Source organism: Fodinicola acaciae, from assembly GCF_010993745.1.
GTDB classification, from domain to species: Bacteria; Actinomycetota; Actinomycetes; order Mycobacteriales; family HKI-0501; genus Fodinicola; species Fodinicola acaciae.
The window spans coordinates 84130-108861 of sequence record NZ_WOTN01000003.1 but is presented as its reverse complement, the minus strand read 5'-3'; the positions used below and the strand labels follow the sequence as shown (position 1 = coordinate 108861).

Sequence of the window (24732 nt, the reverse complement as noted above, 5' to 3'; positions counted from 1 at the left end):
CGTCCTGGTCTAATGTCAGCCCGAGCTTTACCATTCTTTTCCTTTGGCGTTCGGCAGACAGGAGCTGGCGTGGAGCGGTGGACGCGGAGGTGTGCGGCCGCAGCGATGGCGGTCGCCGGAAGTTTGGTCATCGCCGGCGCGGCCGTGCCGCATGCGGCCGGAGCCGCGCCAGCGGCGCCGACGATCAGTTGGACGGCGTGTGCGGACGCTCCGCAGGTCGACTGCGGCACGCTGACCGTGCCGCTGGATTACCAGCGTCCGAACGGCAGCACGATCAAGCTCGCGTTGGAGCGGCGCAAGGCCGACGACCAGGCGCACAAGATCGGCAGCCTGTTCGTCAACCCCGGCGGTCCCGGTGGCTCCGGCCGCGCCTACGGCCGCAACGCCGAGCGGGTGTTCGGCAAGGACGTGGTGGCGAGGTTCGACGTGATCGGGTTCGACCCGCGCGGCATCTCGCTGAGCTCCGGCCTGCGGTGTTTCGCCACCGACGCGGAGTTCGAGGCGGTGCTCGGCGCGGTGCCGAGCGTGCCGCTGAGCAGCGGCGAGATCGCCGACACGCTTGCCGCCAACCGGAAATACACGCAGGCCTGCGGCAGGAACGCCGGCCCGCTCCTCCGGCACATGAGCACGCTCAACGTGGTCAAGGACCTCGACGTCATGCGTCAGGCGGTCGGCGACGCCAAGCTCAACTTCGTCGGCTTCTCCTACGGCACGCTGATCGGCGCGACGTACGCCAACGTCTTTCCCAACAAGGTCCGCGCTCTGGTGCTCGACGGGCCGGTGGACGCCGATCGCCGGACCAACGACCGGATCCCCAACAAGCTCGACCGCGCCGGCGGTTTCGAGACCGCGCTCGCCGCTTTTCTGGCCAACTGCCAGTCGTCGGCCACCGCCTGTCCGCTGTACGGCGGATCGCTGACTCCGCGGCAGAAGTTCGACAAGCTGCGGGAAAGGCTGCGCACCGGTCCACTGCCGGCCGGTGGCACCGGCGTGGTGACGATCTCCAGCTTCACCGACGCGGTCGGCTCGGCGCTCTACCGGCTCGACCGGCTCAAGCCGTTGGCCACCGAGCTCAACCGGGTGTACGACCTCGCGTTCGGGTCGGCGGCGTCCAAGCGCTCGGCGCAGGCGGCGCCGCTGTCGATGCTGACCCAGCGGCGGGTCGGTCCGAGCTTCGACCAGCAGCCGGGTCCGCTCGCCGCGACCGGTGACGCGTACTCGTACAACAGCGTCGACGCCAACTACGCGGTGAACTGTGTCGACGCGCCGATGCCGCGGGACCAGCGGAAATATCCGCCGCTGGCGGCGGCTTTCGAGACCGCGCACCGCACGTTTGGCCGCTCCGAGCTCTACGGCGAGGTGGCCTGCGCGACCTGGCCGGTCGTCACGAAGGAGCGCTATGCCGGGCCGTGGGACCGCAAGACCTCGGCGCCGGTGCTGGTGATCGGCCAGACGTTCGACCCCGCCACGCCTTACACGATGGCCACTCATCTGGCCTTCGAGCTCGGCAACGCGCAGCTGTTGACCATCGACGGGTTCGGCCACTGTTCGCAGGCAAGCGTCTGCTCGGCCAACGCTCGTGCGAAATACCTGCTGACTCAACAGCTGCCCGATCCTGGCTCCCGCTGTGGTCAGGACACCGTGCCGTTCCCCGCAGCGACCTGACACCCGCGTCTGGCCCGGAAATGTCGGAGCCTCACCGTAGGCTCAGGCCGATGAGCGTACGGATTGGCGTCGAGCAACGACGGGCGCGGCTCGCGACCAGGCACTGCCTGGCGCCGGCCGCGCGCGTCGCCGGCACGGCGGAGATCGCCGAGGCCATGGTCGCGTTGCACGCCAGCGATCCGGCGACGGTCTATCTGTCGGTGCTGTCCCGGATCCGCAAACCAGACCCTGACGAGGTCGACCGCGCCATGTACGACGACCGGTCCGTGCTGCGGATCCTCGGCATGCGCCGCACGCTGTTCGTCGTGCCGGTCGCGACGGTGCCGGTGATCCACGAAGCCGCTGCCCGAAAAGTCGGTGAACAGCAACGAAAACTGCTCGTCAAGCTGCTCGATCAGGTCGACATCGACGGCGACAAGGCGACCTGGTTGAACGAGGTCGAGGAGGCCACCTACGAGGCGCTGCACGAGCGCGGCCAGGCGACCGCGGCGCAGTTGTCGGCGGCCGTGCCACGGCTGCGGACCCCGATCGTGATGTCCGAAGGCAAGCCGTACGAGGCGAAGGTCAACATCACCGGCCGCGTGCTGATCCTGCTCGCCGCCGACGGCCGGATCGTACGCGGACCGACCGGCGGCAGCTCGTGGTCGTCGCGGCTCTACACGTGGTCCACCATGCGCGACTGGCTCGGCGCGCCGCCGCCACCGATCGACGCCGACGAGGCAAACCGTGAGCTGGCGAGGCGCTGGCTGAGGACCTTTGGTCCGGCGCCGGTCGGTGACCTCAAGTGGTGGACCGGCTGGCCGCTGACACAGACGCGGAAGGTGTTGGCCAGCCTCGACGTGGTGGAGGTCGACCTGGACGGCCAGCCTGGAGTCGCGCTCGCCGACGACCTGGAGCCGGCGCCGCGCGTACGCCCATGGGCCGCGCTGCTGCCGGGCCTCGATCCGACGCCGATGGGTTGGCAGGAGCGTGGCTGGTTTCTCGGCGACCACGGTCCGCGGCTGTTCGACAACAACGGCAACATCGGTCCGACGGTCTGGTGGGACGGCCGGATCGTCGGCGGCTGGGCTCAGCGCGACACCGGCGAGATCGCGTACGAGCTGCTGGAGGACGTCGGCTCCGACGCGGTGAAGACGATCGAGGCGGAGGTGGCGAAGCTGGCCACCGCAATCGGCGACCGGCGGATCACGCCGGCCTTCCGCACGCCACTGGAACGCGAGCTTTCCGGCGTGTCGACGGGGAAAACCGACCCGGCGCGCGGGTTAACGTCGTGAGGTGGCGACCAGCACGAAGGTGATGCGGCAGGAACTGCCGGCCGGCCATCGCGCGGCGGTGGACCGGTTCGAGCGCTATCTCGCCGCCGAGCGTGCGCGGTCCGAGCACACCGTACGCGCCTATGTCACCGACATCGTGTCGATGCTCGACCACGCCAACCGGCTCGGCATCACCTCGCCGGATGGCCTGGAGCTCCAGCATCTGCGCAGCTGGCTGGCGCGCCTGCGCAGCGGGGGAGCGGCGCAGACCTCGATCGGCCGCCGTGCCGCCGCGGCGCGCGTGTTCACGGCATGGGCTCACCGCACCGGTGTCATGCCGTCCGATGCCGGCGCTCTGCTCGGCAGCCCGCGCGCCCGCCGTGACCTGCCCGCGGTGTTGCGTCGCGACCAGGCCGCCGAGGTCGTCCAGACCGTCGAGCCGGATGTGCCGGTGGCGATCCGCGACCGCGCGATCCTGGAGCTGCTCTATGCGACCGGCATCCGCGTCGGCGAGCTGTGCGGCCTCGACCTGCCGTCGGTGGACGCCGGCCGCCGGTTGGTCCGCGTGTTCGGCAAAGGCGGCAAAGAGCGTACCGTCCCGTACGGCGTGCCGGCCGAGCGTGCTTTGCAGGCATATCTGGAAAGGTCGCGTCCCGAGCTGCGCATCCCGGAGAGCGGCGCGGCGCTGTTCCTCGGCGCTCGCGGCCGCCGCATCAGCGCCGGCACCGTGCGCCGCGTCGTACACGCGGCGGCGCGGTCCGTCGACGGCTCACCGGACATCGGCCCGCACGGCCTGCGCCATTCCGCCGCCACGCACCTGCTGGAAGGCGGCGCCGACCTGCGTACGGTGCAGGAGCTGCTCGGCCACGCGTCGCTGGCCACGACGCAGATCTACACGCACGTCACCGCCGACCGCCTCCGCGCCGCCTACCGCCAGGCCCACCCCCGCGCCTGACCATCTGCTCACACGCGTAGTCACTTTTGGTCCCCCCGATGGGTTCCACGTTGCCTCCACCGGCGGACAGTTTCGGCGACCCCGCGGAGCGGGCCGCAGATGCGGAGCGGGCAGGAAATGTCGTACGCGCGGCGAAGACTGGTTTCGGGGGTCCATTTTCCGGCCGTGTCGCGGTGGCCACATGGGGAGGCGGCAGGTGGTGGACGGCGTGTTAGCGTGTCAGGGGTAGAAAGCACATCTGCCCCTTACGGTTAGAGGAGTCGATGACCGCCACCCAGGTGGACGCAGGGCCGCGTCGTGTGCTCGCGCTGGCGGTCCCGGCGCTCGGGGTGCTCGCCGCCGAGCCGTTGTACGTGCTGGTCGACACGGCGGTGGTCGGCCACCTCGGTGCCGTGCCGCTGGCCGGCCTGTCGCTCGGCGGTGTCCTGTTCACGCTGGTGTCCAGCCAGCTGACCTTCCTCTCCTACGGCACCACCGCGCGCACCGCGCGCCTGCACGGTGCCGGCCGGCGGTCGGAGGCGGTGGCCGAAGGCGTACAGGCGACCTGGCTGGCGCTCGCGATCGGCGTGATCCTGCTGGTCATCGGTGAGCTGCTGGCCGGTCCGGTGACCCGCGCGCTGGCCGGTGACGGACCGGTCGCGGCGGCGGCGACCGGCTGGCTGCGGATCGCGTTGCTTGGTGCTCCGCTCGTGTTGGTCACGATGGCCGGCAACGGCTGGATGCGCGGCGTCCAGGACACCGTCAAGCCGCTCCGCTACGTGCTCGCCGCGAACGTCGCGTCGGCGATCCTGTGTCCGATCCTGGTCTATCCGGTCGGCTGGGGCCTGGAAGGCTCCGCGGTCGCCAACGTCGTCTGCCAGTTGGTCGGCGCCGCGCTGTTCCTCCGCGCGCTCACCACCGAGCACGTTTCGTTGCGACCACACGCGAAAACGATGGTCGCGCAGCTGAAGGTCGGTCGTGACCTGGTGATCCGCTCGCTGGCCTTCCAGGTCACCGGCGTCGCGGCCACCTCGGTCGCGGCGCGTACGTCCGCCGAGGCGGCGGCCGCGCACCAGGTGGTGTTGCAGCTGTACGGATTTCTCGCGATGGTCCTGGACTCGCTCGCCATCGCCGCGCAGTCGCTGGTCGGCGCGGCGCTCGGCTCTGGCGACGCGCCGCTGGCCAAACAGGCGGCCCGGCGGATCACCGCCTACGGCCTGCTGCTCGGCACCGCCGTCGGCGTCGTTTTCGCGGCTCTGGCCGGCATTCTGCCGCAGGCGTTCACCTCCGACACCGGCGTGCTTGAGCAGATTCCGCTGGCCTGGTGGTTTTTCGTTGTGCTGCAGCCGATCGCCGGCGTCGTCTTCGCGCTCGACGGCGTGTTCCTCGGCGCCGGCGACGCCGCCTATCTGCGTACGACGACGGTCGCGGCGGCGTTTTTGGGTTATCTGCCCCTGATTTTGTTGTCGCTGTTCTTCGGCTGGGGCCTGGTCGGCATCTGGTCCGGCCTGTCGCTGATGATGCTGGTGCGGCTGGTCGCGCTGCTGGCTCGCCAGCGTTACGGCAACTGGGCCGTCGTCGGCGCCACCCGATAGGCCTCGGCGAGTTTTCGCGCGGTGGCGGCCATGAGTCCGCGCAGCTCCGCCGGCTCCAGCACCTCGACGCCGGCGCCGAGCTTCAGCAGGAAATCGTGTGCGACCGCCGGTTTCTCGACCGGAATCCTCGCGCGTACGAAGCCGTCGCCGTCCGCCACACCGGTCAGCTCCACGGCATCGGCGACCGCTCGGCCAAGCACCATCGGCACCTTGGCGACGGCCTCGATCGACAGCCGGACGACCGCCTCGCCTTCGTGCACGCTGGCCTCGTAACGCCGAGCCCACGCCGACCAGTACGCCGGCAGGTCGAAACCCTCAGGCCGCTGGAAAACCTCGTCGAGCGTCTCCAGGCCGAGGATGCTGGCCACCCGATACGTCCGCACCTCGCCACGACAAGCCGCCACCACATACCAAAGTCCGGCTTTCAGCACGACGCCAAGCGGTTCGAGCGTACGCACGACCCGGCCCGACCACCGCTCGTAGTCCACGCGTACGCGCTGCTGCTTCCACACCGCGTCGGCGACGGCCGCCAGGAACGGCGTCGGCTCGGCCTCCCGAAACCATCCCGGCACGTCCAGGTGAAACCGCTGCCGGATCTGACCGGCGCGATCCCGCAACTCCGCGGGCAACGCGGCCAGCAGCTTGAGCTCGGCGGCCGCCAGCATCGAGCCAAGCCCCAGCTCGGCGGCGGCCACCGGCACACCGGACAGGAACAGCGACTCGGCCTCCGCGCCGGTCAACCCGGTCAGCCGGGTCCGATAACCGGCCACCAGCCGATAGCCGCCGCTCGGCCCACCCTCGCCGTAGACCGGCACGCCGGAGGCCGACAACGCCTCGATGTCCCGATAAATCGTCCGGATCGACACCTCAAGCTCGTCTGCCAGCTGCTGCGCGGTCAGCTGTCCACGGTTTTGCAGCAGCAGAAGCAGTGACACCAGTCGGCTCGCACGCACTTCGGCAAAATACCGCGGACCACTGACAGTAGATGGCAGTGATGGCGGCCAGGCTGACGTCCACCAACGACACGAAAGGCTCACATGTTCGAGATCAAGGGCTCGCCGGCCGACTTCGACTTCCTGCCAGGCACCTGGACAGTGCACAACCGCAAGCTGACGGCGATCCTGTCCGGTGGGAACGAATGGGACGAGTTCCCCAGCCGAGCCAGGGCCTGGAAACTGTTCGAAGGCACCGGCAGTGCGGTCAGCATCGACGAGTTCCAGGCGCCTGACCGCGGCTTTTCCGGCATGTCCGTGCGGTTGTTCGACCCCGAGAAGCGCCAGTGGACGATCGACTGGGCCAACAGCCGGTTCGGTCGCTTCGAGCCGAGTCCGGTACGCGGCGGGTTCCAGGACGGAGTGGGGCTCTTCTACGGCGAGGACACCTACGACGGCAGGCCGATCCTGGTTCGCTACACCTGGTCGGACATCACCGACAGGAGCGCGCGCTGGCAGCAGGCGTTCTCGGCGGACGGCGGCCAGGACTGGGAAACGAACTGGATCATGGAGTTGTCCCGCGCCTAAGCTGCCGTCATGGCAGTGACGTTGAACGACAAGGTCCGCGCGCTGGTCGACGGCAGGAACTACGCCGTGCTTGCCACGGTGAATCCCGACGGCGCGCCGCAGACCTCGCCGATGTGGATCGACCGCGACGGCGACGACGTGCTGTTCTGTACGGTCGCCGGCCGGCGCAAGGACCTCAACCTGCGGCGCGACCCGCGGGTCAGCATCACTGTCTTCGACCTGCGCGATCCGGAAAACTACGCGGAAATCCGCGGCACGGCGACGATCACCGAGCAGGACGCCTTCGCCTTCGACGACAAGCTTTCCTGGAAATACGACGGAAAACCGAAGGACCCCGATCCGGAGGGTTTCGTCCGCGTGATCGTACGCGTCACGCCGACCAGGGTGACCGGCTACGCCGTTGACCGCTGACTGGAGCCTGCGCCGCCTGACGCCCGCCGACCTGCCGGCCTGCCAAGCGCTGGCGGCGGACCGCGACTGGCCGCCCGACGACCGCAAGTGGCCGATGATGTTCGACGTCGGCGAGGTCTTCGGCATCGACGCGCCGGATGGCGGCCTGGCCGCCACCGGCACGTTGACCCGCTACGGCGGCGAGTTGGCGGCGATCGGCATGTTGCTGACCGCCGAGCGCTTCGGCCGGCGCGGCCTCGGCCGGCGGCTGATGGAGCACCTGCTGGCAACGGCTGGCGGCGCCACGGTTTTCCTTTACGCCACAACGCAAGGTCGGCCATTGTACGAAAGGATCGGCTTCCGCGTCGCAGGCGCGGTGACGACCTTCGTCGGCGAGTTTCAGGCCGACGCGACCGAAGAGCTGCCGGCTGCCACCAGCGTAGGCGCGTTGGATCTGGCGGCGTACGGCGCCGACCGCGCGCCGGCATTGCGATGGCTGGCCGGCAACGCCGATCGATTTTTGGCGACGGACAACGCGTACGGCGCCGCCTGGTCCAATGTGGACACCTTGGTCGTCGGTCCGGTGGTCGCGCCGGACGTACGCACCGCCGCGTCGCTTGTCGCCGCGCTGACCGAGCGGTGGCGAGGACCGGTCAGGATCGACGTCGACCACCGGCATCCATGGCTGTGCGACTGGGTCGGCGCGCACGGTCCGGAGGCCGTGAACGAGGCGCCGCTGATGATCCACAATGGACAGTGGCCGGGTGAGCGTGACCGGATTTTCGCGCCGATGAATCAGGCCTTGGGTTGATCGATCAGCCGGATCGCCGTTTCCATGGCGATCCGCGCGCGTTCGTCGTCCCGCAGAGCCGGGACGACGAACGGCATCGTCCCCATCAGCAGCGCGATGATCGCCAGCCACGACTCGAACTGCCGCTCCGGGGGACTGTCCGGGTCGGCGACCATCGAGATCAACGACAGCATGCGGTCTTCCATCTGCATGCCGCTGTGCAGGTCCCGCATCGCGTTCTGGTTGAGCTGAGCGAAGCGCAGGATCGGCCGCCACTTGTCGTTGAGCAGCGCGCTGACGCGTCGCAGCGTGGCCAGCCGGCCGGCCCGGTCGCGCGGCTGGTCAGCGGCCCAGGCAATGAGCTCGTCCATCGACGCGTTCAGGTCGTCGATGACGCTCACCAGGATGTCTTCCTTCGTGCGGAAGTGGTAGTAGAGCGCCGGCCTGGTGATCTCCAGCCGCTCGGCGACCTCGCGCAGCGAGGTCTTGTCATAGCCGCGCTCGGAGAACAGTTCCAGCGCCACCTGCTGGATCCGTTCACGGGTGTCGGTACGGCGGCCGCTCATCCGCTCCTGCCTGTTCGGTCCCTTGACGCCGGCTGATTGATTGCTTACTTTCGTGTAAGTAAGCAATCAAGGCGACTCCTTCCAGAGGCCACATTATGACGACGATCCAGCCCGACACGGGTGCCACGCAGACCTTTCCGATGATGCGCCGCTGTCCGTACGAGCCGCCGGCCGAGTACGCGGCGCTGCGTGCGGCCGGTCCGGTCGTGCGAGTGTTGTTTCCGAACGGCCTGACCGGCTGGGTGGTGACCCGGCACGCCGAGGCGCAGCAGGTGCTGACCGACCGCCGGATCAGCACCGACAGCAGCCGGCCGGACTTTCCGCGGGTGATGGACGACGAACCGACGGCCAGGCCGCTCAGCGCCGGCTTCTTCATCGACATGGACCCACCGGAGCACGACGTGCTGCGCCGGATGCTGATCTCCGAGTTTTCCGTGCCACGACTGAAAAAGATGCAGCCAGGCATCCAGCGTACGGTCGACGGCCTGATCGACGACATGCTCGCCGCCGGCTCACCGGCCGACCTGGTCAAGGCCTTCTGCCTGCCGGTGCCGTCGCTGGTGATCTGCCAGCTGCTCGGCGTGCCGTACGCGGACCACGACTTCTTCCAGTCGCGCACGCAGAAGTTCGTCCAGCTCGACGCCGACCCGACCGAAGGCTTCCAGGCGATAGCCGAGATCCGGCAGTATCTCGACGATCTGGTCGCTGCCGCCGAGCGCGAGCCCGGTGACAACCTGATCGGCCGGCTGGTCACCGAGCGGCTGCGGACCGGCCAGCTCGACCGCGACGCGCTGGTCGGCATGGCGTTTCTGCTGCTCGTGGCCGGTCACGAGACCACCGCCAATCTGCTCTCGCTCGGCGCGCTGACCCTGATCGAACGGCCGGAAACGCTCGCGGAGCTCACCGGCGATCCGCGGCAATGGTCTGGCACGGTCGAGGAGCTGCTGCGCTTCCACTCGATCGTCGACTGGGCCGCTTTCGACCGGATGGCGGTGGAGGACATCCAGATCGGCGGCCAGACCATCAAGGCCGGCGAGGCGGTCTTCGTGTTGGCAGCCTCGGCCAACCGCGACGAGCGGGCCTTCGAGCGGCCGGACGACTTCGACATCCACCGGTCGGGCCGCCGGCACGTGGCCTTCGGCTATGGAATTCACCAGTGTCTGGGCCAGAACCTGGCGCGTGCGGAGATCGACACCGCGTTGCGTACGCTCTTCGACCGCGTGCCGGCGCTGGCGCTCGACGCGCCGGTCGCCGAGCTGCCGTTCAAGTACAACGCGGCCGTCTTCGGCCTGCAGGCTCTCCCCGTGCGCTGGTAGCCGCCGCTAACCTGGTCGCGGCGAGAGGAGCGGTCATGCTCGGTGAGCTCGGCCAGGTTTCCCGTACGGTCAGCGACATCCCGCGAGCCGTCACCTGGTATGGCGAGGTGCTCGGCCTGCCGCACCTCTACACCTTCGGCGATCTGGCCTTCTTCGACTGCGCCGGGACGCGGCTGTTCCTCAGCCGCGCCGACCAGCCGAAAGACGAGCAGTCGGTGCTCTATTTCCGGGTCGAGGACATCCAGGCGGCCTACGACGACCTGCGTACGCGCGGTGTCGAGTTCATCCGGCCGCCGCAGATGATCTTCCGGCACGAATCCGGCGTGCAGGAGTGGATGGCTTTCTTCGCCGATCCGGACGGCCATCCGCTGGCGATCATGTCGCAGGTCGGCTGATCTCCGCGCGGACGAACTCGCCGGGCTCGGCGCCGGCGCGCGCGACCGCGACACCGGCCGGCGACCAGATCCCGGACCGGCCGAGTGTCCGGTCGTAACCGCCGCCGGTGCGGCCGGCGAAGCTGGCGATCGCGACCCACACGCTGTGGTCGGTGGTGATCCGTCGGACGCGGTCGTCCAGCGCAGGCAGGTCGTCCTCGACGATCCCGGCGACGTACGCGTCGATGCCGAGAGCGGCGGTGTCGGCGGCATGCCGCGCGATGCCGGTGTCCCGGCAGATCGCCAGGCCGAGCCGCCAACCGTCGACCGCCAGCACGGCCGGTTTCTCACCGGCGGTGAAGCGTTTTTCGCCGCCACCAAGGTGAATCTTGCGATAGGCGACGGCAGCCCCGGAGCCGTCGATCGCCAGCGTCGCGATGTGTGCCGTGTCGCCGTCGCCACGCAGCGGAGCACCGGCCAGTGCGATCGATCCGGTCGCGGCGCACGCGTCGACCATCGGCGCCAGCCGCGGGTCGTCGGCGGCGATCGCCGGCGCGTCCAGCTCGTATCCGGTCAACGACAGCTCGGAAAACACCACGACCCGCGCATCCGCCTGGCGAATCACCGCGGCATGCGTCTCGGCGTTTTTCGTGACGCCGTACGCGACGCACTCCGGCTGAGCGACGGCGATCGTGAGCGGCATGCGGCAAGCCTAATCGGTCAGCAGCTCCAGGTCGTGTGTCCCGGATCGCTCGATGCGAAACCCGGCCCGCGACAGCGTACGCACCAGACCGTCCACAGTGGACGGTTCGCGACCGGTGCGGACCAGCGCCGCCGCGAGCCGTCCTTTGTACATTTTGTTGTGGTGGCTGACGGTCAGCCGCCGGCCGGTGTCGTCCTCGGTGACGACGCGTACGGTCACCGCGCCGGCGACCGGCGCCAGCGCGGCGTACACACCGGAGCGCAGGTCGACGACCAGGCCGTCGACCGCGGCCAGGACCGGCTCCAGCACCGGCCGCCACAGGGCGCGCAGGCCGCCGATCGCCGGCAGCGTGCTGCCGCCGGACAGTCGATATGCCGGGATCGGGTCGGCGGCGCCGACGATGCCGAAAAGCGCCGACGCCACCGCGAGCCGGCGGCGCGCTTTTACCCGTTCCTGCCGGCTGAACGTGCCGAGGTCCAGTGCGTCGTACAGGACACCGGTGTATCTGTGCAGTGCCGGCATGGTCGGCGTGACCCACAGCACGGCGTTGCGCGCGACCTCGTCGAGCTGGCGCTCGGACAGCTCCAGCGCCGCGAGGCTCGCCGGCAGGTCGGCGGCCAGCTCGACGAGCGCGTCCGCGAGCTTGCGGCGGACCGGGGTGAGCTCCGGCCAGGACAGCCTGTCCAGATCCAGCGGACGGCCACGACCGCCTGACGCCTTGGTCTCCGACGGTGGCAGCAAAACCAGCACGTCAGGAGCGTATGCGCCGAGGAGGCGCGGGTGTCGTGCCGGGTCACTCTCCGGTCGTGCCGTCGATGAGTTCGCGCAGCAGGTCGAGCTGGCCGACATGGCGCGCGTATTCCTGCAGCAGATGGAAAAGAATGCGGCCCAGCGGCGGTGCGTCGGCCTCGGTCGGAAAGCGTCCGCCGGTTTTCGCGACGGTTTGCAGGCCGGCGTCGCCGATCGCCGCTTTTCCTTGCCGCACCTGCTCTTCGTACGCTGACCACACCTCGTCGGTCGGTGCGTCGATGGCCCATTCCTCGGCGTCGCCACCGGCCGGATAGGCGACCACGTCAGCGGCCGCGAACCCCCAACGCAGCCAACGTTTCTCGACCCAGCCGAGGTGCTGCACGAGGCCGATCGGCGACCAGCCGAACGGCTCGACCGGCGCGCGCAGCTGAGCGTCGGTCAGGCCGGCCAGTTTTCGTCGCAACGCCTCGCGATACCAGTCCAGATAGCCGAGCAGCAGCTCGCGCGGGTCGCCGACCTTCACACCGGGACCGTCCAGCGGCAGCGGCGTACGGTCAGTCACCGCGCGGCCGCCAGATGTAGGGCACCGTCACCGCGACCGGAAGCAGGCCGAGCCGTGCCAGGATGCCGCGGCTGTCCGGTGACGCGTCGACCTGCAGATAGCGATAGCCGCGCTCGGCGGCCAGCCGCGCCCGGTGCGCGACCAGCGACCGGTAGATGCCGCGGCCGCGCCACTCCGGCAGCGTCGAGCCACCCCACAACGAGGCGAACTCCGTGCCGGTGTAATAGCGGATCCAGCTGCCGCTGACGACCTGGTCGCCGGCCTCCGCGAGTACGACCGTTGCCGGGTCATCGTCAGTGATCGCGCGGGTCAGCGCGTCCGGCAGCCAGTCGTGCGGGACACCCCAGACGGCTTCCTCCATCGCCCGCATGCGCTCCAGGTCGGCCCGGCCGGTCACCTCGCGCAGCGTCACGCCCTCCGGCGGCGGCGACTCGCCGGCCAGCTCTGCGACCTCGCCGATCAGCAGGCACTCCGGCTCGTCCGGCACGAAACCGGCGGCGGCCAGCCGGTCCGGCAGGTCGGCCGGTTCGTCGTACGTGTAGTACTTCCACTCGACCTGCCGGTCGAGCTTGCCGAAGTGTTCGATCTGGCTGGCGATCAGCTCGTCGAGCTCGCCGCCGCTCGCGCCACCCTGATAGAGCAGGAGGCCGTCGCCGTCGAAGCCGATCTTGCGGACCAGCGGGCCGATCCTGTCGATGGTGCCGCCGTTGGCGCTGCCGGGCCGCTGGCGGATCTGCCGGTCGTACGCGGCGCGGAAAGCCAACGCGCGCGGTGAGGTGTCCAGTGGAATCACGGCGCCGATCCTGTCAGGCCGGCAGGATCGCGTCGAACGTAAATCCTCGATGTCGAAACCGCGGCGCCGGCTCCGATTCGTTGGTGACGAGAGGAGCTGGACATGACCCAGACCGTGACATCCGCTGACGGCACGCGCATCGCGTACGACGTGATCGGTGCCGGCGCGCCGTTGGTGCTGATCGGCGGCGCGTTGTGTGGACGTGAGGGGATGCTGCCGTACGCGGAGGCACTCGCCGGCGGTTTCGCGGTCGTCAACTATGACCGGCGGGGGCGAGGTGCGAGCGCTGACACGGCGCCGTACGCGGTGCGTCGCGAGATCGAGGATCTGGCCGCGCTGATCGCGGCGGTCGGCGGCGAGGCGGCGGTCTATGGACATTCGTCCGGTGCCGCGCTCGCGCTGCACGCCGCCGCCGCTGGCCTGCCGATCGATCGGCTCGTGCTGCATGAGCCGCCGTTCAGCGACGACGAGCCGGACGGCGAGGTGGCGGCGCTCATCGCCGACGGCCGGCTCGGTGACGCCGTGGCGGCGCACCTGGCTCGTACCGGGATGCCGGCCGAGGTCGTGGACGGCATGCGGTCCGGGCCGTGGTGGGGCTGGATGGAGGCCAATGCCGCGACCATCCCGTATGACTACGAGGTGCTGAGCGCGCGCGGTCGCGGCGGACGCGCGCCGGTGGAGCAGGCTCGCGACGTACGGGTGCCGACGCTGGTGCTCGCCGGCGGCGAGAGTGCGGCGTGGATGATCGAGGCCGGTCGGCTGGTCGCCGCGGCGATCCCGGACGGCCGGCAGCGGATCGTCTCCGGCCACGGCCACGTGGTGCCGCCGGAGATTCTGGCGCCGATCGTCGCCGACTTCCTGAGCCCTCTCAGCCGCGCAGTCGCTGGCGTACCGACTCCGACGTGACGCCGCCGTCGGGATGGCGGTCGAGCTTGTGCCGGCGTACCAGGTCGTGTACGCCCTGCCGGCTGATGCCGAGCATGGCGCCGGCGACCGCGAGCGACAGGCTCTCGGCGGCCGGATGGCCGACCGTACGCGCGACCACGCGGCCCAGCGGCGTGCGCCACCACTGGTCGGGAGGCTGGAACGGCTCGTCGCTGGGATAGAGCGCGGCAAGCAGCCGGATGGCCAGCCGTTTCGCCTGCTCCTGGTCGTCGCCGAGCAGCTGAGCGGCCCACATCTCGGCGTCGCTGCGCAGCTGCCGCCGTACGCCTGCGACCGCCGCCTCTGACTGCAGCAGGATGCCGAGCGGGTCGACCAGCCGGCCGGTGACCAGCCGGAGCAGGTCGTCGCGCAGCTCGACGTGCTCGGAGGTGGAGGCCATCCGGACAGCGTACTTGTCGGCCGGCGTCAAGCAGTGCTGCCCTCGTGCCGCGGCGGGTGCGAGAAAATGAATCGGATGACACTCGACATCCCCGATGAGGTCCGGAACAGCGCGCTCGCCGACGGGCACGCGGCATGGCTCGACGGCCTGCCGTCTGTCCTGGACTCCTTGGCCCAGGACTGGTCGCTGACGATCGGCGCGACGATGCGCGGAGGACACGGTGCCCTGGTCGTCGAAGCCACGCTCGCCGACGGGACCCCGTCGGTCCTGAAGGTCGCGGTGCCGGGACGGCGAGGCCAGCTCGGCCACGAAGCAACCGCGCTCGAGCTCGCCGCGGGGAAGAGCTGCGTACGGCTGATCCGCCGCGACCTTGCCCGAGACGCACTCCTGCTTGAGCGGCTCGGGCCGGCGATGCACGACGTGATCGTGGACCATCACGCGCAACACGACCTGTTGTGTGACCTCGTAGCGCAACTCTGGCGCCCGCTCGACGACGACATCGACCTGCCGACCGGCGCCGACTTGGCACATCGGATGCGGCACCGCATACCGCGGCTCTGGGAGGAGCTGGCACGACCCTGTTCGGCGGCGACGATCGACGACGCCGTCGAATGTGCCGATCGCCGCGAGCGCGCTTACCACCGTCGAACGTCCGTGCTGGTGCACGGCGACGTCCATGAAGCGAACGCACTCCAAGCAGAAGGCGCCACCTTCAAGCTGATAGATCCCGACGGCCTCAGGGCGGAACCGGCATGTGACCTCGGGACCATCGTCCGTTGCACCCCCGACTCCGGCGACGACTTGCGGGTCAGGACGGAACGTCTGGCCGCTCGTACTGGCGTCGACGCCACCGCGATCTGGGAGTGGGGAACGATCCATCGCGTGATCGGCGGGCTGAACGGCGTCAGAGTCGGCTTCCAGCCCTTTGGCAACCTCCTTCTCGCCGAGGCGGATCGCCTCACGCGGGGCACGGCTACAGCGCCGCGGTCAGCTGGCCGAAAACCTCATCGAGGCGGCTGAGAAATACCCAGGGGTGTCCTTCGCCGGCCAGCAGATGTGCCCACCGGGAATCTGCTCAGCCTGCGGCGAAATCCTCGCCCGCTTCGCCCTTGAGCGCCTCGATGTCGACCGAAGGGCGCAGCGATGACATCGAAGAGGGCACGTCGGCGGGGGACCTGCGGCCAGACCAGCCGAGGGTCACGCAGCATCCGCAAGACGCACCTGCGCCATGGCGCGATTGTCGGTGCACGGATGCATATGTTCGAGCGCTTGTCGTCGCGATGCACCGAGACTCTTTTCTTTTGATAACCGACAGGGCGGCCTCGTCAGTATCGGCGCGCGCCGGCGTATTCGGCTGGCCAGACCGGCTCGATGCGTACGGTGGCGCCGGAGTGCGGCGCGTCGATCATCAGGCCGCCGCCGATGGCGATGCCGACGTGGTGGTAGTAGTCGGGTGGGTCGCCGGTGGTGTGGAAGAACACCAGGTCACCGGGTCGCTCGGCGCCAGGCGGCACCGGCCGGCCGAGCCGGTGCTGGCCGCTGGCGGTGTGCGGCAGCCGTACGCCGACCTGAGCCCAGGCGTAGAGCGTGAGGCCGCTGCAGTCGAAGCCGATCCCCGGCTCGGTGCCGCCGGTGGGGCCGTGCTCGTCGCCGCCGGCGAACACGTACGGCGTGCCGAGCCAGCGTCGCGCGGCCGCCACCACCGCGAGGCCGCGTGCCGGTGCGATGTCGCGCCGGCCGTGGCCGTTGAGCGGCAGCAGCCGGACCGGCACGCCGAGTCCCTCCATCAGTGAGAGCGGGTCGACGTATTGCCCGCCGAGCCTGGCACCCCAGTGCAGGCACGCCGCGCGCGTGCAGCCGAGGTGACCGGCGACGAGGTGGCCGACGACGGTGCCGTAGCCGACCTGGTCGCCGGCGTGGACGGCCGGCTGGACCGGCTCGTACGTGGTGCGCAGGCCGCCGGTGTGCTCGATCGACACCAGCGGCCGGCCGGCGAGGTCGCCGGCGTACACGACGCGTCCCGGAGCGGCGGCGCGCACCACCGCGCCCGGCGTGCTGGCGAGGTCGACGCCGCGGTGACCGGCGCCGTACGGACTGTCCGGCGGGTCGAAGCCGCGGGTCACCTGCGGTGTGCCGTCCAGCGGCCACATCAGCGTCGGTGTGCCGGCGGCGGCCGCACTGGCCGGCCAGCCGGCGAGGGCGAGCACCAGCGACAGCAGGGCCGCCAAGGCGGCGCGGCCGGAGCGCGGAGGCGGGAGGTGGCGCATGCGTCCAGCCTGCCGGCCGGCGGCGGCCGGGAACCGGTCGGATCGCGAATCTGTGGACAGAAAATCGGGCTGTGGACAACTGTTTTCGGTGCGTTTTCCGTGCTATGCAAGGCGTCGCGCTCGCCGAAACTGTCGGCACCGGCTGGAAGAATGGAATTCGGGGGGTCCCCCACGCGCGGGCGCGAGAAATGGGCCCCCGGAAATCAGCCTCACATGGAGGGCCGACTTTTCCGCGCCGTCGCGTCACTTGCGCGTCGAGTGCGGGAAAATCCCGCAATCGAGGCCCGGTTCTACCGGGATTTCCCCACACTCAATGAGCCGCCGGCAACACAACCTCACGTCTGACCTGGCAGGCGGTTCGCCGCCACGCGCACAGATCAGGTCAGTGGCCAAGCGGCTCCGCTGAGAGCACTCCGCGGAGTCGGTACGCGCAGGCGAGGCCAAGTGCGGCGACCGCGACGCTCTGCGCGAGGTAGATGGACACGGCTGGCATGAGCGCCAGGCTGGACTCGGACACCACCTGATAGCCGATGAGGGTCAGCGCCGGCAGCCGGGCACCAACCAGGGCGACGGCGAGCACGACCATTGCCAGCTGCCGGGACACCGGGATCGACGGACGGCAGAGCGCGACGACCAACCCGGCGATGAGCAGGCCGGCGAGCACGTTGTCGCCCGTCACCCAGAACCCGCCGGTCACCGACGGGACGACAGCGACGATGACGCCACCGGCGAGCGCGAGCAGCCATGGCAGGGGACGCGGCGCCGGCACGCCGTCCTGGAAGGCGCATCCGACGGCCACCGCCAGGATGGCTGCCGGCATCAGATCGAAGATCGTGCCGACGGCCACGACGTGGCCGAATGCCAGCTGGCTGATCGCGCTCAAGACCGGAGCGCCGGCGATCAGCCACACGGCCGTACGGCGATAGCCGAGAAGCAACGACAGGAACGCCACCAACCAGCCGGCGTGGAAGATCGCTGGCAGCAGCGACGGTGCCGTCATCGGCGGCGTCGGCAGCCAGTGAATCCACCCGGTCATCCACACCGCGTTCGACAGCGTGACCAGCCCATAAGCGGCTTGTACGGCAAGGATGACCAGCACCGCGAGGCGTACGGCCGCACCCCAGCCGAAGCTGCCGGCCGAACCGGTGAGCCGCAGCCGCACGGCCAACGCGACCACGCTGCCGGTCTCCGAAAGGCTCGGCCGGCCATAGTCGCGCTGGTAGTCGTCGGCCTCCGGATCGCCGGTCCGGGTGCTTTCCAGGAAGGCGTCGACCATGTCGTCCTGCCACCGCTGCCGGTACGCGGCCGGCAGCAACCGCAGGACGCGCCAATAACGCCATTCCAGAGTGTTCACGAGGCACCACCGAGCGCCAGCCGCGCGTTCGCGAGCTGCGCGTTGGCGGCCTGTCGCTCGGCCTCGGCGGCCAGCGTGTGCCGGCCGGTGCTGGTGATCCGGTAGTAGCGGCGCAGCCGGCCGTTCTCCGGTTCCTCGCGGTCCAGCTCGACCAGACCTTCGGTGACCAGCCGGTCGAGCACTCCGTAGAGGCTGCCGATCTTCAGCTTCACCCGGCCGCCGGACAGGTCCAGGACCTCTCCGACGATGCCATAGCCGTGTCGTGGGCCGGGTATGAGCGCGGTGAGCACGAAGAACGCCGGCTCGGTCATGTCACGCGATGCCATGACCTCAATATAATGACTCTCAGGATATCTGGCTAGCGGTGGCCGAGTTTGCCGAGCCGGCGCGCAGCTTCGGTCAACACCTCCGGTCGCTTGCAGAACGCGAAGCGTACGAGCCGTTTCGCCTCGTCGCCGTGGTCGTAGAAGACCTGGCTGGGGATCGCCACCACGCCGCACTGCTCCGGCATCGACCGGCAGAACTCCAGGCCGTCGGTCACGCCGAGGCTGGACACGTCACAGGTGACGAAATACGTCCCCTCGGTGCGAAAGACGGTCAGGCCGGCGTCGGCCAGGCCCGCGCGCAGCAGGTCGCGCCGCGTCTGCATGCCGGCGGTGAACTCGGGGTAGTAGCCGGCGCCGAGGTTGAGCGCGACCGCGACCGCCGGTTGCAGCGGCGCGGCGTTCACGTACGTCATGAACTGTTTCACCTTGGTGACCGCGGAAACCAGCTCCGGCCGCGCGCAGACCCAGCCGACTTTCCAGCCGGTGAAGGAAAACGTCTTGCCGACCGAGGAGATCTGGACGGTACGCTCCCGCATGCCGGGGAAGGTCGCCAGCGGGATATGTCCACTTTGGACACCGGCGACCGCGGGATCGTCGCGATAGGCCGCCGCGTCGGTGAAAACCAGGTGCTCGTAGACCTCGTCGGTGATCGCCACCAAGTCGTGTTCGACGCAGATCTCCGCGATGGCCGCCAACTCCGCCCGGGTGGCCACGAATCCGGTCGGATTGTGTGGCGAGTTCAGCAGCAGCACCTTCGTCCGCGGCGTGATCGCGGCACGCATTTCGTCCGGATCAAAGGAAAACCGGCCGCCCTCCTCGGTCGGCGCGTGCAGCAGCACCGGCTTGCGGACCGCCTGCGCGAGCGCGATGCAGGCTGCGTACGAGTCGTAGTAGGGCTCCAGGCAGAGCACCTCGTCGCCTGGCTCGCACAGCGCCAGGATCGCCGCGGTGATCGCCTCCGTGGCGCCGGCGGTGACCAGGATCTCGGAGTCCCTGTCGTAGTCCAGGCCATACCAGCGCCGCTGGTGGTCGGCGATCGCCGCGCGCAACGCCGGGATGCCGGGGCCGGGCGGATACTGGTTCTGTCCGGTCCGCAGGGCCTCGACGGCCGCCTCGATCACCTCCGCCGGTCCGTCGGTGTCCGGGAAACCCTGACCGAGGTTGATCGCTCCGGTCCGCACCGCCAGCGCCGACATCTCGGCGAAGATGGTCGTGCCAAACTCCCGCATCCGCGTCACAAGCCCTGCCGTCATGCGGAGAGCTTAAAACCACTCAACGAACCCGGGCGCGTCGCCGACGCTGATCCACAGGCTCTTGTACGGCGTCGCCACGCGTACGCCGTCGCGGAAGATGACCGCGTCCGGCCGGAAGTCGATCCGGACCGTCGCGTCGTCGTACGCCAGGGTCGCCACGCCGTCGCGGACCTTCAGGCCGGTGCGGCCACCGAACCCGTCGGCGCGCTTCACCGCCGCGACCGCGCCGGCGACCGACTCGTACGGAAAGGTCAGCTCGGTGAACAGGCCGTCGCGGACGATGACGTGCTCGGCGGTGAGCAGGTGTGGCCGCACCGCGAAGCCGGCCATCATCCCGAGCAGCCAGAACACCGCGTACGCGTGCAGGGCGGCCGCCGCGACCGTCCATCCCACTGGCACGCGCAGCATGACCAGCAGGAACTCGACGACCCCCAACTCGACCGCCGTACCGGCCACGATCGCCCACAGAAAGAACGTGTCCCGCGGACAGCCGAACGGGACGCCGCCCGCAACGTCAGGCCTGCGGAGGATCCAGCGGACCAGCGCGACCACGATCTTTGGCTGCAGCAGGAGGACGTTGGCGGTCATCGCTGTGCCCATCTCCGGATCTCGCCGGTCAGCCGCTGGAAGACCTGTCGCTGCGCGGCGTTCAGGTCCGAGCCGACCGCCTTCAGGAACACCTCGACGTCGGTCGCCTGGTCGTCGCCGGCCGGTAAGTGTGCCGTCACCTCCCGCGCGTAGGCGATCAGCTCGACGGCCACGTCGTCTATCGCCTGCTGGCTGGCGTCGTCGGCCAGTTCCTCGAAGCGCCGGGAGATCGCGAGGCCGCGCTCGACCAGTCGCGTGTCGTCCATGACGCCGCGCATGGCCCTGTCGACGGCGTCGCCCGAGCCGGTCGCGGCCATCAGCTCGGCCACGCGGCGCTCACGTGCGTACGCCGGATGGTCGCCGGCTTTCTCGTCCCAGAAAGCGAAAACCTCGGCAAGGCCGGCGTCGACGGTCAGGTCGCCGCCGCGGCTGGCCAGCTCCAGCAGGCGCTCGCGCTGGCGGCGGATCCGCGCCTCCCGCTCGGCCAGCTCGGCGGCGATGTCGGCGATGATCTCGCGCAGCTCGCGACCGTCGTCATCGGCGAGCGCCGCGCCGACCTCTTCCAGGCTCAGGCCGAGGTCCATCAGACGGCGGATGCGCAGCAGGCGTACGACGGCGGCGATGTCATAGCCGCGATAGCCGTTCGGCCGCCGCGCCGGCTCCGGCAACAGGCCGATCCGGTGGTAATGCCGGACCGCCCGCGGCGAGATGCCGGCGATTCTCGCGACCTCGCCGATCCGCAGGAGCGTCATGCCGCCAGTAGAAACCTTGTCACTGCGACAAGGTCAAGCCGCCACCGCGCTGGTCGGCGAAACTGTCGGACCCACCTGGAAGACTTGACTCAGGGGACCTCGCGCCCCCGGGGCCCCCTGGGGACCCCCGTCCTCAATTCTTCCAGCGGTGGCCGACAGTTTTGGCGACCCGCCGTTTCATGACCGCCGCGCGCGCGTACGGATGGGGCAGACTGCTGATGTGGCGGGAGAATCGATGACCTGGCCGGCCGGACTGGCCGAGGAGCTGGCGGACGTCTACCGCGACCTGCACCGCCACCCCGAGCTGTCCGGACACGAGGACCGGACGGCCTCGGTGGTCGAGGACGCGCTCCGGCCGCTCGGCTACGAGGTGACCACCAGGGTTGGCGGCACCGGTGTGCTCGGTGTGCTCCGGCGCGGTGACGGGCCGGTCGTCATGTTGCGCGCCGACATGGACGCGCTGCCGGTCGCGGAGAAGACCGGCCTGCCGTACGCCGCCACCGGTCCGCTGATGCACGCGTGCGGCCACGACATGCACACCACCTGCCTGATCGGCGCCGCGACGCTGTTGGCCGACATGTCGTGGAAGGGCACGCTCAACGTCGTCTTCCAACCGGCTGAGGAGCTGGCCGCCGGCGCGACCGCGATGATCGACGACGGGCTGTTCGAGCGCTTTCCGAAGCCGTCGGTCGTGCTCGGCCAGCACGTCGCGCCGCTGCCGGCCGGCTTCGTCGGTCACGGAGAGGGGCCGTTGATGGCCAGCTCCGACTCGGCCGAGATCCGGATCCGCGGTCGTGGCGGCCACGGCTCGCGGCCGGAGGCCACCGTCGATCCGGTGCTGATCGCCGCCTCGACGGTCGTACGCCTGCAGAGCATCGTCTCGCGCGAGGTGCCACCGAGCGAGGTCGCCGTGTTGACGGTCGGCCGGATGCAGGCCGGTACGAAGGAGAACATCATCCCCGACGAGGCCGAGCTCGGCGTCAACATCCGCACCTACTCGGCCGCGGTGCGCGACCGCGTACGCGCGGCGGTCGAGCGGATCGTACGTGCCGAGGCGGCCGCCGGCGGAGCGCCGGAGCCGGAGATCACCTGGGGTGTCAGCGCGCCGCTGCTGGTCAGCGACCCGGACGCCACCAGGAGGACGGTCGCCGCGTTCGCCGAGCACTTCGGCACCGAGCGGCTGATCCCGATGCCCACCGTGGCGGCGAGCGAGGACGTCGGCAACTTCGGCGCCGCCGCCGGCGTGCCGACCGTCTTCTGGTTCTGGGGCGGCCTGGAGCCGGAGCGCGTCTTCGCCGCCTTCCAGTCCGGCGACCTCGGCTCGCTGCCGAGCAACCACTCGCCGGAGTTCGCGCCGCTGATCGAGCCGACGCTGACGACCGGCGTCGAGACACTGACCACCGCGGCGCTGGCATGGCTCGGCCGATGAGGATCGCGGTCGCCGCCGACGAGGACACCGGCGTCGCGCGTGACGTCGTACGCCTGCTGGAAGAGCGCGGTCATCAGGTCGTCGTGCATGGCGCGTTGTCTGTCGAGGAGAGGGACGACTGGGCCTGGGCCAGCGAGGCGGCGGCGCGCGATGTCGCCGATGGCCGCGCGGAGCAGGGGATCGTCTGCTGCTGGACCGGCACCGGCGCGTCGATCGCCGCCAACAAGGTTTCTGGTGTACGCGCCGCGTTGTGCGTCGATGCGGAGACGGCTCGCGGAGCGCGCGTGTGGAACGACGCGAACGTACTGGCGCTGAGCCTGCGCCTGACCTCCGCCGCGCAGCTGGCCGAGATCCTCGACGCGTGGTTCGCGGCCGCCGCCAGCGACGATCCCGGTGACCAGGCCAACATCGCGCACCTCGCGGACATCTGACTCGCGATGAACCGGTCACATGTCCGGACGGCGTGCGGTTGGATGGGGACCCATGAGCTATCCGCCGAACGCCAACCAGCGTGACGACCTGAACGACCCGACCCGCCAGCTCGACCCGGACGCCACCCGGCGTACGCAGCTGCCCAACACCGGTGGCACCGTCTACAGCAGCGGATCGGTCAGCCAGCCGGCCGGATACAGCCAGGGCGCGCACTCCGCGCAGGACGTGCCACCTCAGCAGCAGCAGCCGTCGCCGCCGGCCGGCCCAGTCCCGCCGCAGATCATCCCGCCTGTTCCGCCGGCACCGCCTCAGCCGCAGCCGCCGCGCGGCCTGCCGGGCGCGGCGCTGAGCGCCGGCGCCATCGTCGGCGTCGCCGCCGTGGCCGTCGGCCTGCTGGTGATCGGCATCCCGGCCGGCCTGCTGACCTGGCGCGCGGCCGGCCACCTGCCGGCCGCCGACGGCAACGGGGTCATCGGCGGAGCGCTGTTGCTCGCTGGTACGGCCACGCTGGCCGGCGGCCTGATCGCGCAGCTGCTGCGCCGCGGACCAGCCGAGGAGCCGGTGCTGCAGCGGTTGGTCAGCCCGCCGCTGGTCTTCGTCGTCGCCGGCGTCCTGCTGATGCTCTTCGCCGCCATCGCCGCGTAGGCCGACTTAAAAGGCGCCAGAGCGGCGCGTACACTGATAACGCAGCCCGTGTGTGCGGGTTGACTACGCGCGTCCTCAGCCGGCCAGCCGGCAGCATCGAGGTCTCGGTCCGTCCAGGTCCTGGACGGTTCGCCTTCTCGCTGGGACGCCAGGGCGGGCGCCAACCCGGTGACCTGCGACAACCGAGCCAGCGCGGCTCAGGCCGTGCGAGACAAGAGGGAGGCGGACCAGAAGTGGCCGTCGTCACCATGCGGAACCTGCTGGAGAGCGGGGTCCACTTCGGGCACCAGACCAGGCGCTGGAACCCGAAGATGAAGCGCTTCATCCTGACCGAGCGCAACGGCATCTACATCATCGACCTGCAGCAGACGCTGACCTACATCGACACCGCGTTCGAGTTCGTCAAGGAGACGGTCGCGCACGGCGGCACGATCCTGTTCGTCGGCACCAAGAAGCAGGCCCAGGAAGCGGTCGCCGAGCAGGCGCAGCGGGTCAACATGCCGTATGTCAACCAGCGCTGGCTGGGTGGCATGCTCACCAACTTCCAGACCGTGCACAAGCGGCTGCAGCGCCTCAAGGAGCTCGAGATGATCGAGCAGACCGGTGGCGAGAACGTGCTCACCAAGAAAGAGGCCCTGGTGCTGTCGCGTGAGCGGCAGAAGCTGTCCCGTACGCTCGGCGGCCTCCGCGACATGAACAAGGTGCCGTCCGCGGTGTGGATCGTGGACACCAAGAAGGAGCACATCGCCGTCGACGAGGCCCGCAAGCTGGGCATCCCGGTGGTGGCCATCCTGGACACCAACTGCGACCCGGACGAGGTCGACTACAAGATCCCCGGCAACGACGACGCGATCCGGTCCGCCGCGCTGCTCACCCGGGTCATCGCCGACGCGGTGGCCGAGGGCCTGATCGCGCGCGCCGGCCGGTCCAACGCGCCCGAAGGCGAGGACAAGCCGGAGGCGGCGATCGGCGCCGACGAGCCGATGCCGGAGTGGGAGCGCGCGGTGCTGGAAGGCAACGCCGCCAAGGAAGCCGAGGCCGCCGGACAGACGCCCGCCCCGGAGACCGCGTCGGTCGGCGCCGACAACTCCTGATCCCGGCATGATCATCACCCGGCCGGACCGCGTACGGCCGGGTGGCCCCGCCTGACC

Annotated in this window: 28 protein-coding genes; 15 read left to right on the top strand and 13 right to left on the bottom strand. The window is 70.0% G+C overall.

Annotated elements, in window-relative coordinates:
* The first annotated feature begins 69 nt into the window (after positions 1 to 69).
* The 4 genes from GNX95_RS26845 (at position 70) to GNX95_RS26830 (ending at position 5447) form a co-directional block, all read left to right on the top strand.
* Positions 70 to 1665: an alpha/beta hydrolase gene (locus GNX95_RS26845; RefSeq protein WP_163510323.1), complete on the top strand. Its 1596-nt coding sequence runs from the start codon at positions 70 to 72 to the stop codon at positions 1663 to 1665.
* Between the two features lie 50 nt (positions 1666 to 1715).
* Positions 1716 to 2939: a winged helix DNA-binding domain-containing protein gene (locus GNX95_RS26840; protein WP_163510322.1), complete on the top strand. Its 1224-nt coding sequence runs from the start codon at positions 1716 to 1718 to the stop codon at positions 2937 to 2939.
* Positions 2940 to 2961: 22 nt separating this feature from the next.
* Positions 2962 to 3873 carry a tyrosine recombinase XerC gene (locus GNX95_RS26835; RefSeq protein WP_163511949.1) on the top strand — a complete coding sequence of 304 codons (912 nt, stop codon included), beginning with the start codon at positions 2962 to 2964 and terminating at the stop codon, positions 3871 to 3873.
* Positions 3874 to 4136: 263 nt separating this feature from the next.
* Positions 4137 to 5447, top strand: coding sequence for an MATE family efflux transporter (locus tag GNX95_RS26830; RefSeq protein WP_163510321.1), 1311 nt, complete (start codon positions 4137 to 4139; stop codon positions 5445 to 5447).
* On the opposite strand, the gene GNX95_RS26825 is transcribed toward GNX95_RS26830, so the two are convergent.
* Entirely contained in the window at positions 5411 to 6400 is a 990-nt protein-coding gene (locus GNX95_RS26825; RefSeq protein WP_163510320.1) for a helix-turn-helix transcriptional regulator, read from the bottom strand. The two genes, GNX95_RS26830 and GNX95_RS26825, sit on opposite strands and share 37 nt — an antisense overlap.
* 84 nt (positions 6401 to 6484) lie before the next feature.
* Between GNX95_RS26825 and GNX95_RS26820 the strand changes: the two genes are divergently transcribed.
* The 3 genes from GNX95_RS26820 to GNX95_RS26810 are packed head-to-tail and all read left to right on the top strand — an operon-like array spanning position 6485 to position 8168.
* Positions 6485 to 6967 carry a hypothetical protein gene (locus tag GNX95_RS26820; RefSeq protein WP_163510319.1) on the top strand — a complete coding sequence of 161 codons (483 nt, stop codon included), beginning with the start codon at positions 6485 to 6487 and terminating at the stop codon, positions 6965 to 6967.
* A 9-nt stretch (positions 6968 to 6976) separates the two neighbouring features.
* Positions 6977 to 7378 carry a PPOX class F420-dependent oxidoreductase gene (locus tag GNX95_RS26815; RefSeq protein WP_163510318.1) on the top strand — a complete coding sequence of 134 codons (402 nt, stop codon included), beginning with the start codon at positions 6977 to 6979 and terminating at the stop codon, positions 7376 to 7378.
* Positions 7368 to 8168, top strand: a complete 801-nt coding sequence (locus GNX95_RS26810; protein WP_163510317.1) for a GNAT family N-acetyltransferase — start codon at positions 7368 to 7370, stop codon at positions 8166 to 8168. Before GNX95_RS26815 ends, GNX95_RS26810 begins: the two co-directional genes overlap by 11 nt.
* On the opposite strand, the gene GNX95_RS26805 is transcribed toward GNX95_RS26810, so the two are convergent.
* Entirely contained in the window at positions 8153 to 8713 is a 561-nt protein-coding gene (locus tag GNX95_RS26805) for a TetR/AcrR family transcriptional regulator (RefSeq protein WP_163510316.1), read from the bottom strand. The two genes, GNX95_RS26810 and GNX95_RS26805, sit on opposite strands and share 16 nt — an antisense overlap.
* Before the next feature lie 95 nt (positions 8714 to 8808).
* On the opposite strand from GNX95_RS26805, the gene GNX95_RS26800 reads away from it, so the two are divergent.
* Together GNX95_RS26800 and GNX95_RS26795 are read left to right on the top strand one after the other, a co-directional pair.
* A complete protein-coding gene (locus GNX95_RS26800) occupies positions 8809 to 10029 on the top strand; it encodes a cytochrome P450 (RefSeq protein ID WP_222853976.1) in 1221 nt (406 codons plus the stop codon).
* 35 nt (positions 10030 to 10064) lie between these two features.
* A complete protein-coding gene (locus GNX95_RS26795; protein ID WP_163510315.1) occupies positions 10065 to 10424 on the top strand; it encodes a VOC family protein in 360 nt (119 codons plus the stop codon).
* Here GNX95_RS26795 and GNX95_RS26790 read toward each other — a convergent pair.
* From GNX95_RS26790 to GNX95_RS26775, 4 genes are read right to left on the bottom strand one after another with little or no spacing between them, the layout of a single operon-like run.
* Entirely contained in the window at positions 10405 to 11106 is a 702-nt protein-coding gene (locus GNX95_RS26790; protein ID WP_163510314.1) for a carbon-nitrogen hydrolase family protein, read from the bottom strand. The genes GNX95_RS26795 and GNX95_RS26790 overlap by 20 nt on opposite strands.
* A 9-nt stretch (positions 11107 to 11115) precedes the next feature.
* Positions 11116 to 11856 carry a peroxide stress protein YaaA gene (gene yaaA, locus GNX95_RS26785; protein WP_163510313.1) on the bottom strand — a complete coding sequence of 247 codons (741 nt, stop codon included), beginning with the start codon at positions 11854 to 11856 and terminating at the stop codon, positions 11116 to 11118.
* 43 nt (positions 11857 to 11899) lie between these two features.
* A complete protein-coding gene (locus GNX95_RS26780; RefSeq protein WP_222853975.1) occupies positions 11900 to 12418 on the bottom strand; it encodes a DinB family protein in 519 nt (172 codons plus the stop codon).
* Complete coding sequence (locus GNX95_RS26775) at positions 12411 to 13211, bottom strand: GNAT family N-acetyltransferase (protein WP_187369707.1); 801 nt, start codon at positions 13209 to 13211, stop codon at positions 12411 to 12413. Before GNX95_RS26775 ends, GNX95_RS26780 begins: the two co-directional genes overlap by 8 nt.
* Before the next feature lie 102 nt (positions 13212 to 13313).
* Here GNX95_RS26775 and GNX95_RS26770 point away from each other — a divergent pair, with 102 nt between their 5' ends.
* Positions 13314 to 14117 carry an alpha/beta fold hydrolase gene (locus GNX95_RS26770; protein ID WP_163510312.1) on the top strand — a complete coding sequence of 268 codons (804 nt, stop codon included), beginning with the start codon at positions 13314 to 13316 and terminating at the stop codon, positions 14115 to 14117.
* Here GNX95_RS26770 and GNX95_RS26765 read toward each other — a convergent pair.
* A complete protein-coding gene (locus GNX95_RS26765) occupies positions 14080 to 14535 on the bottom strand; it encodes a hypothetical protein (protein ID WP_163510311.1) in 456 nt (151 codons plus the stop codon). The two genes, GNX95_RS26770 and GNX95_RS26765, sit on opposite strands and share 38 nt — an antisense overlap.
* A gap of 75 nt (positions 14536 to 14610) precedes the next feature.
* On the opposite strand from GNX95_RS26765, the gene GNX95_RS26760 reads away from it, so the two are divergent.
* Positions 14611 to 15555: an aminoglycoside phosphotransferase family protein gene (locus GNX95_RS26760; protein ID WP_163510310.1), complete on the top strand. Its 945-nt coding sequence runs from the start codon at positions 14611 to 14613 to the stop codon at positions 15553 to 15555.
* Between the two features lie 305 nt (positions 15556 to 15860).
* Here the strand turns inward: GNX95_RS26760 and GNX95_RS44085 are convergent, their stop codons facing one another.
* The 6 genes from GNX95_RS44085 to GNX95_RS42685 all read right to left on the bottom strand — a co-directional run bounded on the left by GNX95_RS44085 (position 15861) and on the right by GNX95_RS42685 (position 21075).
* Positions 15861 to 16802, bottom strand: coding sequence for an NlpC/P60 family protein (locus GNX95_RS44085; RefSeq protein WP_163510309.1), 942 nt, complete (start codon positions 16800 to 16802; stop codon positions 15861 to 15863).
* Positions 16803 to 17184: 382 nt separating this feature from the next.
* Positions 17185 to 18156 carry a hypothetical protein gene (locus tag GNX95_RS26750; RefSeq protein ID WP_163510308.1) on the bottom strand — a complete coding sequence of 324 codons (972 nt, stop codon included), beginning with the start codon at positions 18154 to 18156 and terminating at the stop codon, positions 17185 to 17187.
* Positions 18153 to 18482, bottom strand: coding sequence for a PadR family transcriptional regulator (locus GNX95_RS26745; protein ID WP_222853974.1), 330 nt, complete (start codon positions 18480 to 18482; stop codon positions 18153 to 18155). The genes GNX95_RS26750 and GNX95_RS26745 overlap by 4 nt, the downstream gene beginning before the upstream one ends.
* Before the next feature lie 32 nt (positions 18483 to 18514).
* The gene (locus GNX95_RS26740) at positions 18515 to 19735 is read right to left on the bottom strand and encodes a pyridoxal phosphate-dependent aminotransferase (protein ID WP_163510307.1); all 1221 of its coding nucleotides are present in this window, start codon (positions 19733 to 19735) and stop codon (positions 18515 to 18517) included.
* A gap of 9 nt (positions 19736 to 19744) precedes the next feature.
* On the bottom strand, positions 19745 to 20323 hold the full coding sequence (locus tag GNX95_RS26735) for a hypothetical protein (protein WP_163510306.1): 579 nt from the start codon (positions 20321 to 20323) through the stop codon (positions 19745 to 19747).
* Complete coding sequence (locus GNX95_RS42685; RefSeq protein ID WP_222853973.1) at positions 20320 to 21075, bottom strand: helix-turn-helix domain-containing protein; 756 nt, start codon at positions 21073 to 21075, stop codon at positions 20320 to 20322. The genes GNX95_RS26735 and GNX95_RS42685 overlap by 4 nt, the downstream gene beginning before the upstream one ends.
* A 235-nt stretch (positions 21076 to 21310) precedes the next feature.
* Between GNX95_RS42685 and GNX95_RS26725 the strand changes: the two genes are divergently transcribed.
* From GNX95_RS26725 to rpsB, 4 genes are all read left to right on the top strand, one after another.
* Positions 21311 to 22504: an amidohydrolase gene (locus GNX95_RS26725; protein WP_163510305.1), complete on the top strand. Its 1194-nt coding sequence runs from the start codon at positions 21311 to 21313 to the stop codon at positions 22502 to 22504.
* Complete coding sequence (locus GNX95_RS26720; RefSeq protein WP_163510304.1) at positions 22501 to 22935, top strand: RpiB/LacA/LacB family sugar-phosphate isomerase; 435 nt, start codon at positions 22501 to 22503, stop codon at positions 22933 to 22935. Before GNX95_RS26725 ends, GNX95_RS26720 begins: the two co-directional genes overlap by 4 nt.
* A 52-nt stretch (positions 22936 to 22987) precedes the next feature.
* Entirely contained in the window at positions 22988 to 23581 is a 594-nt protein-coding gene (locus GNX95_RS26715) for a hypothetical protein (RefSeq protein ID WP_163510240.1), read from the top strand.
* 233 nt (positions 23582 to 23814) lie between these two features.
* Positions 23815 to 24675: a 30S ribosomal protein S2 gene (gene rpsB / locus GNX95_RS26710; RefSeq protein WP_163510303.1), complete on the top strand. Its 861-nt coding sequence runs from the start codon at positions 23815 to 23817 to the stop codon at positions 24673 to 24675.
* The last annotated feature ends 57 nt before the right edge of the window (positions 24676 to 24732 follow it).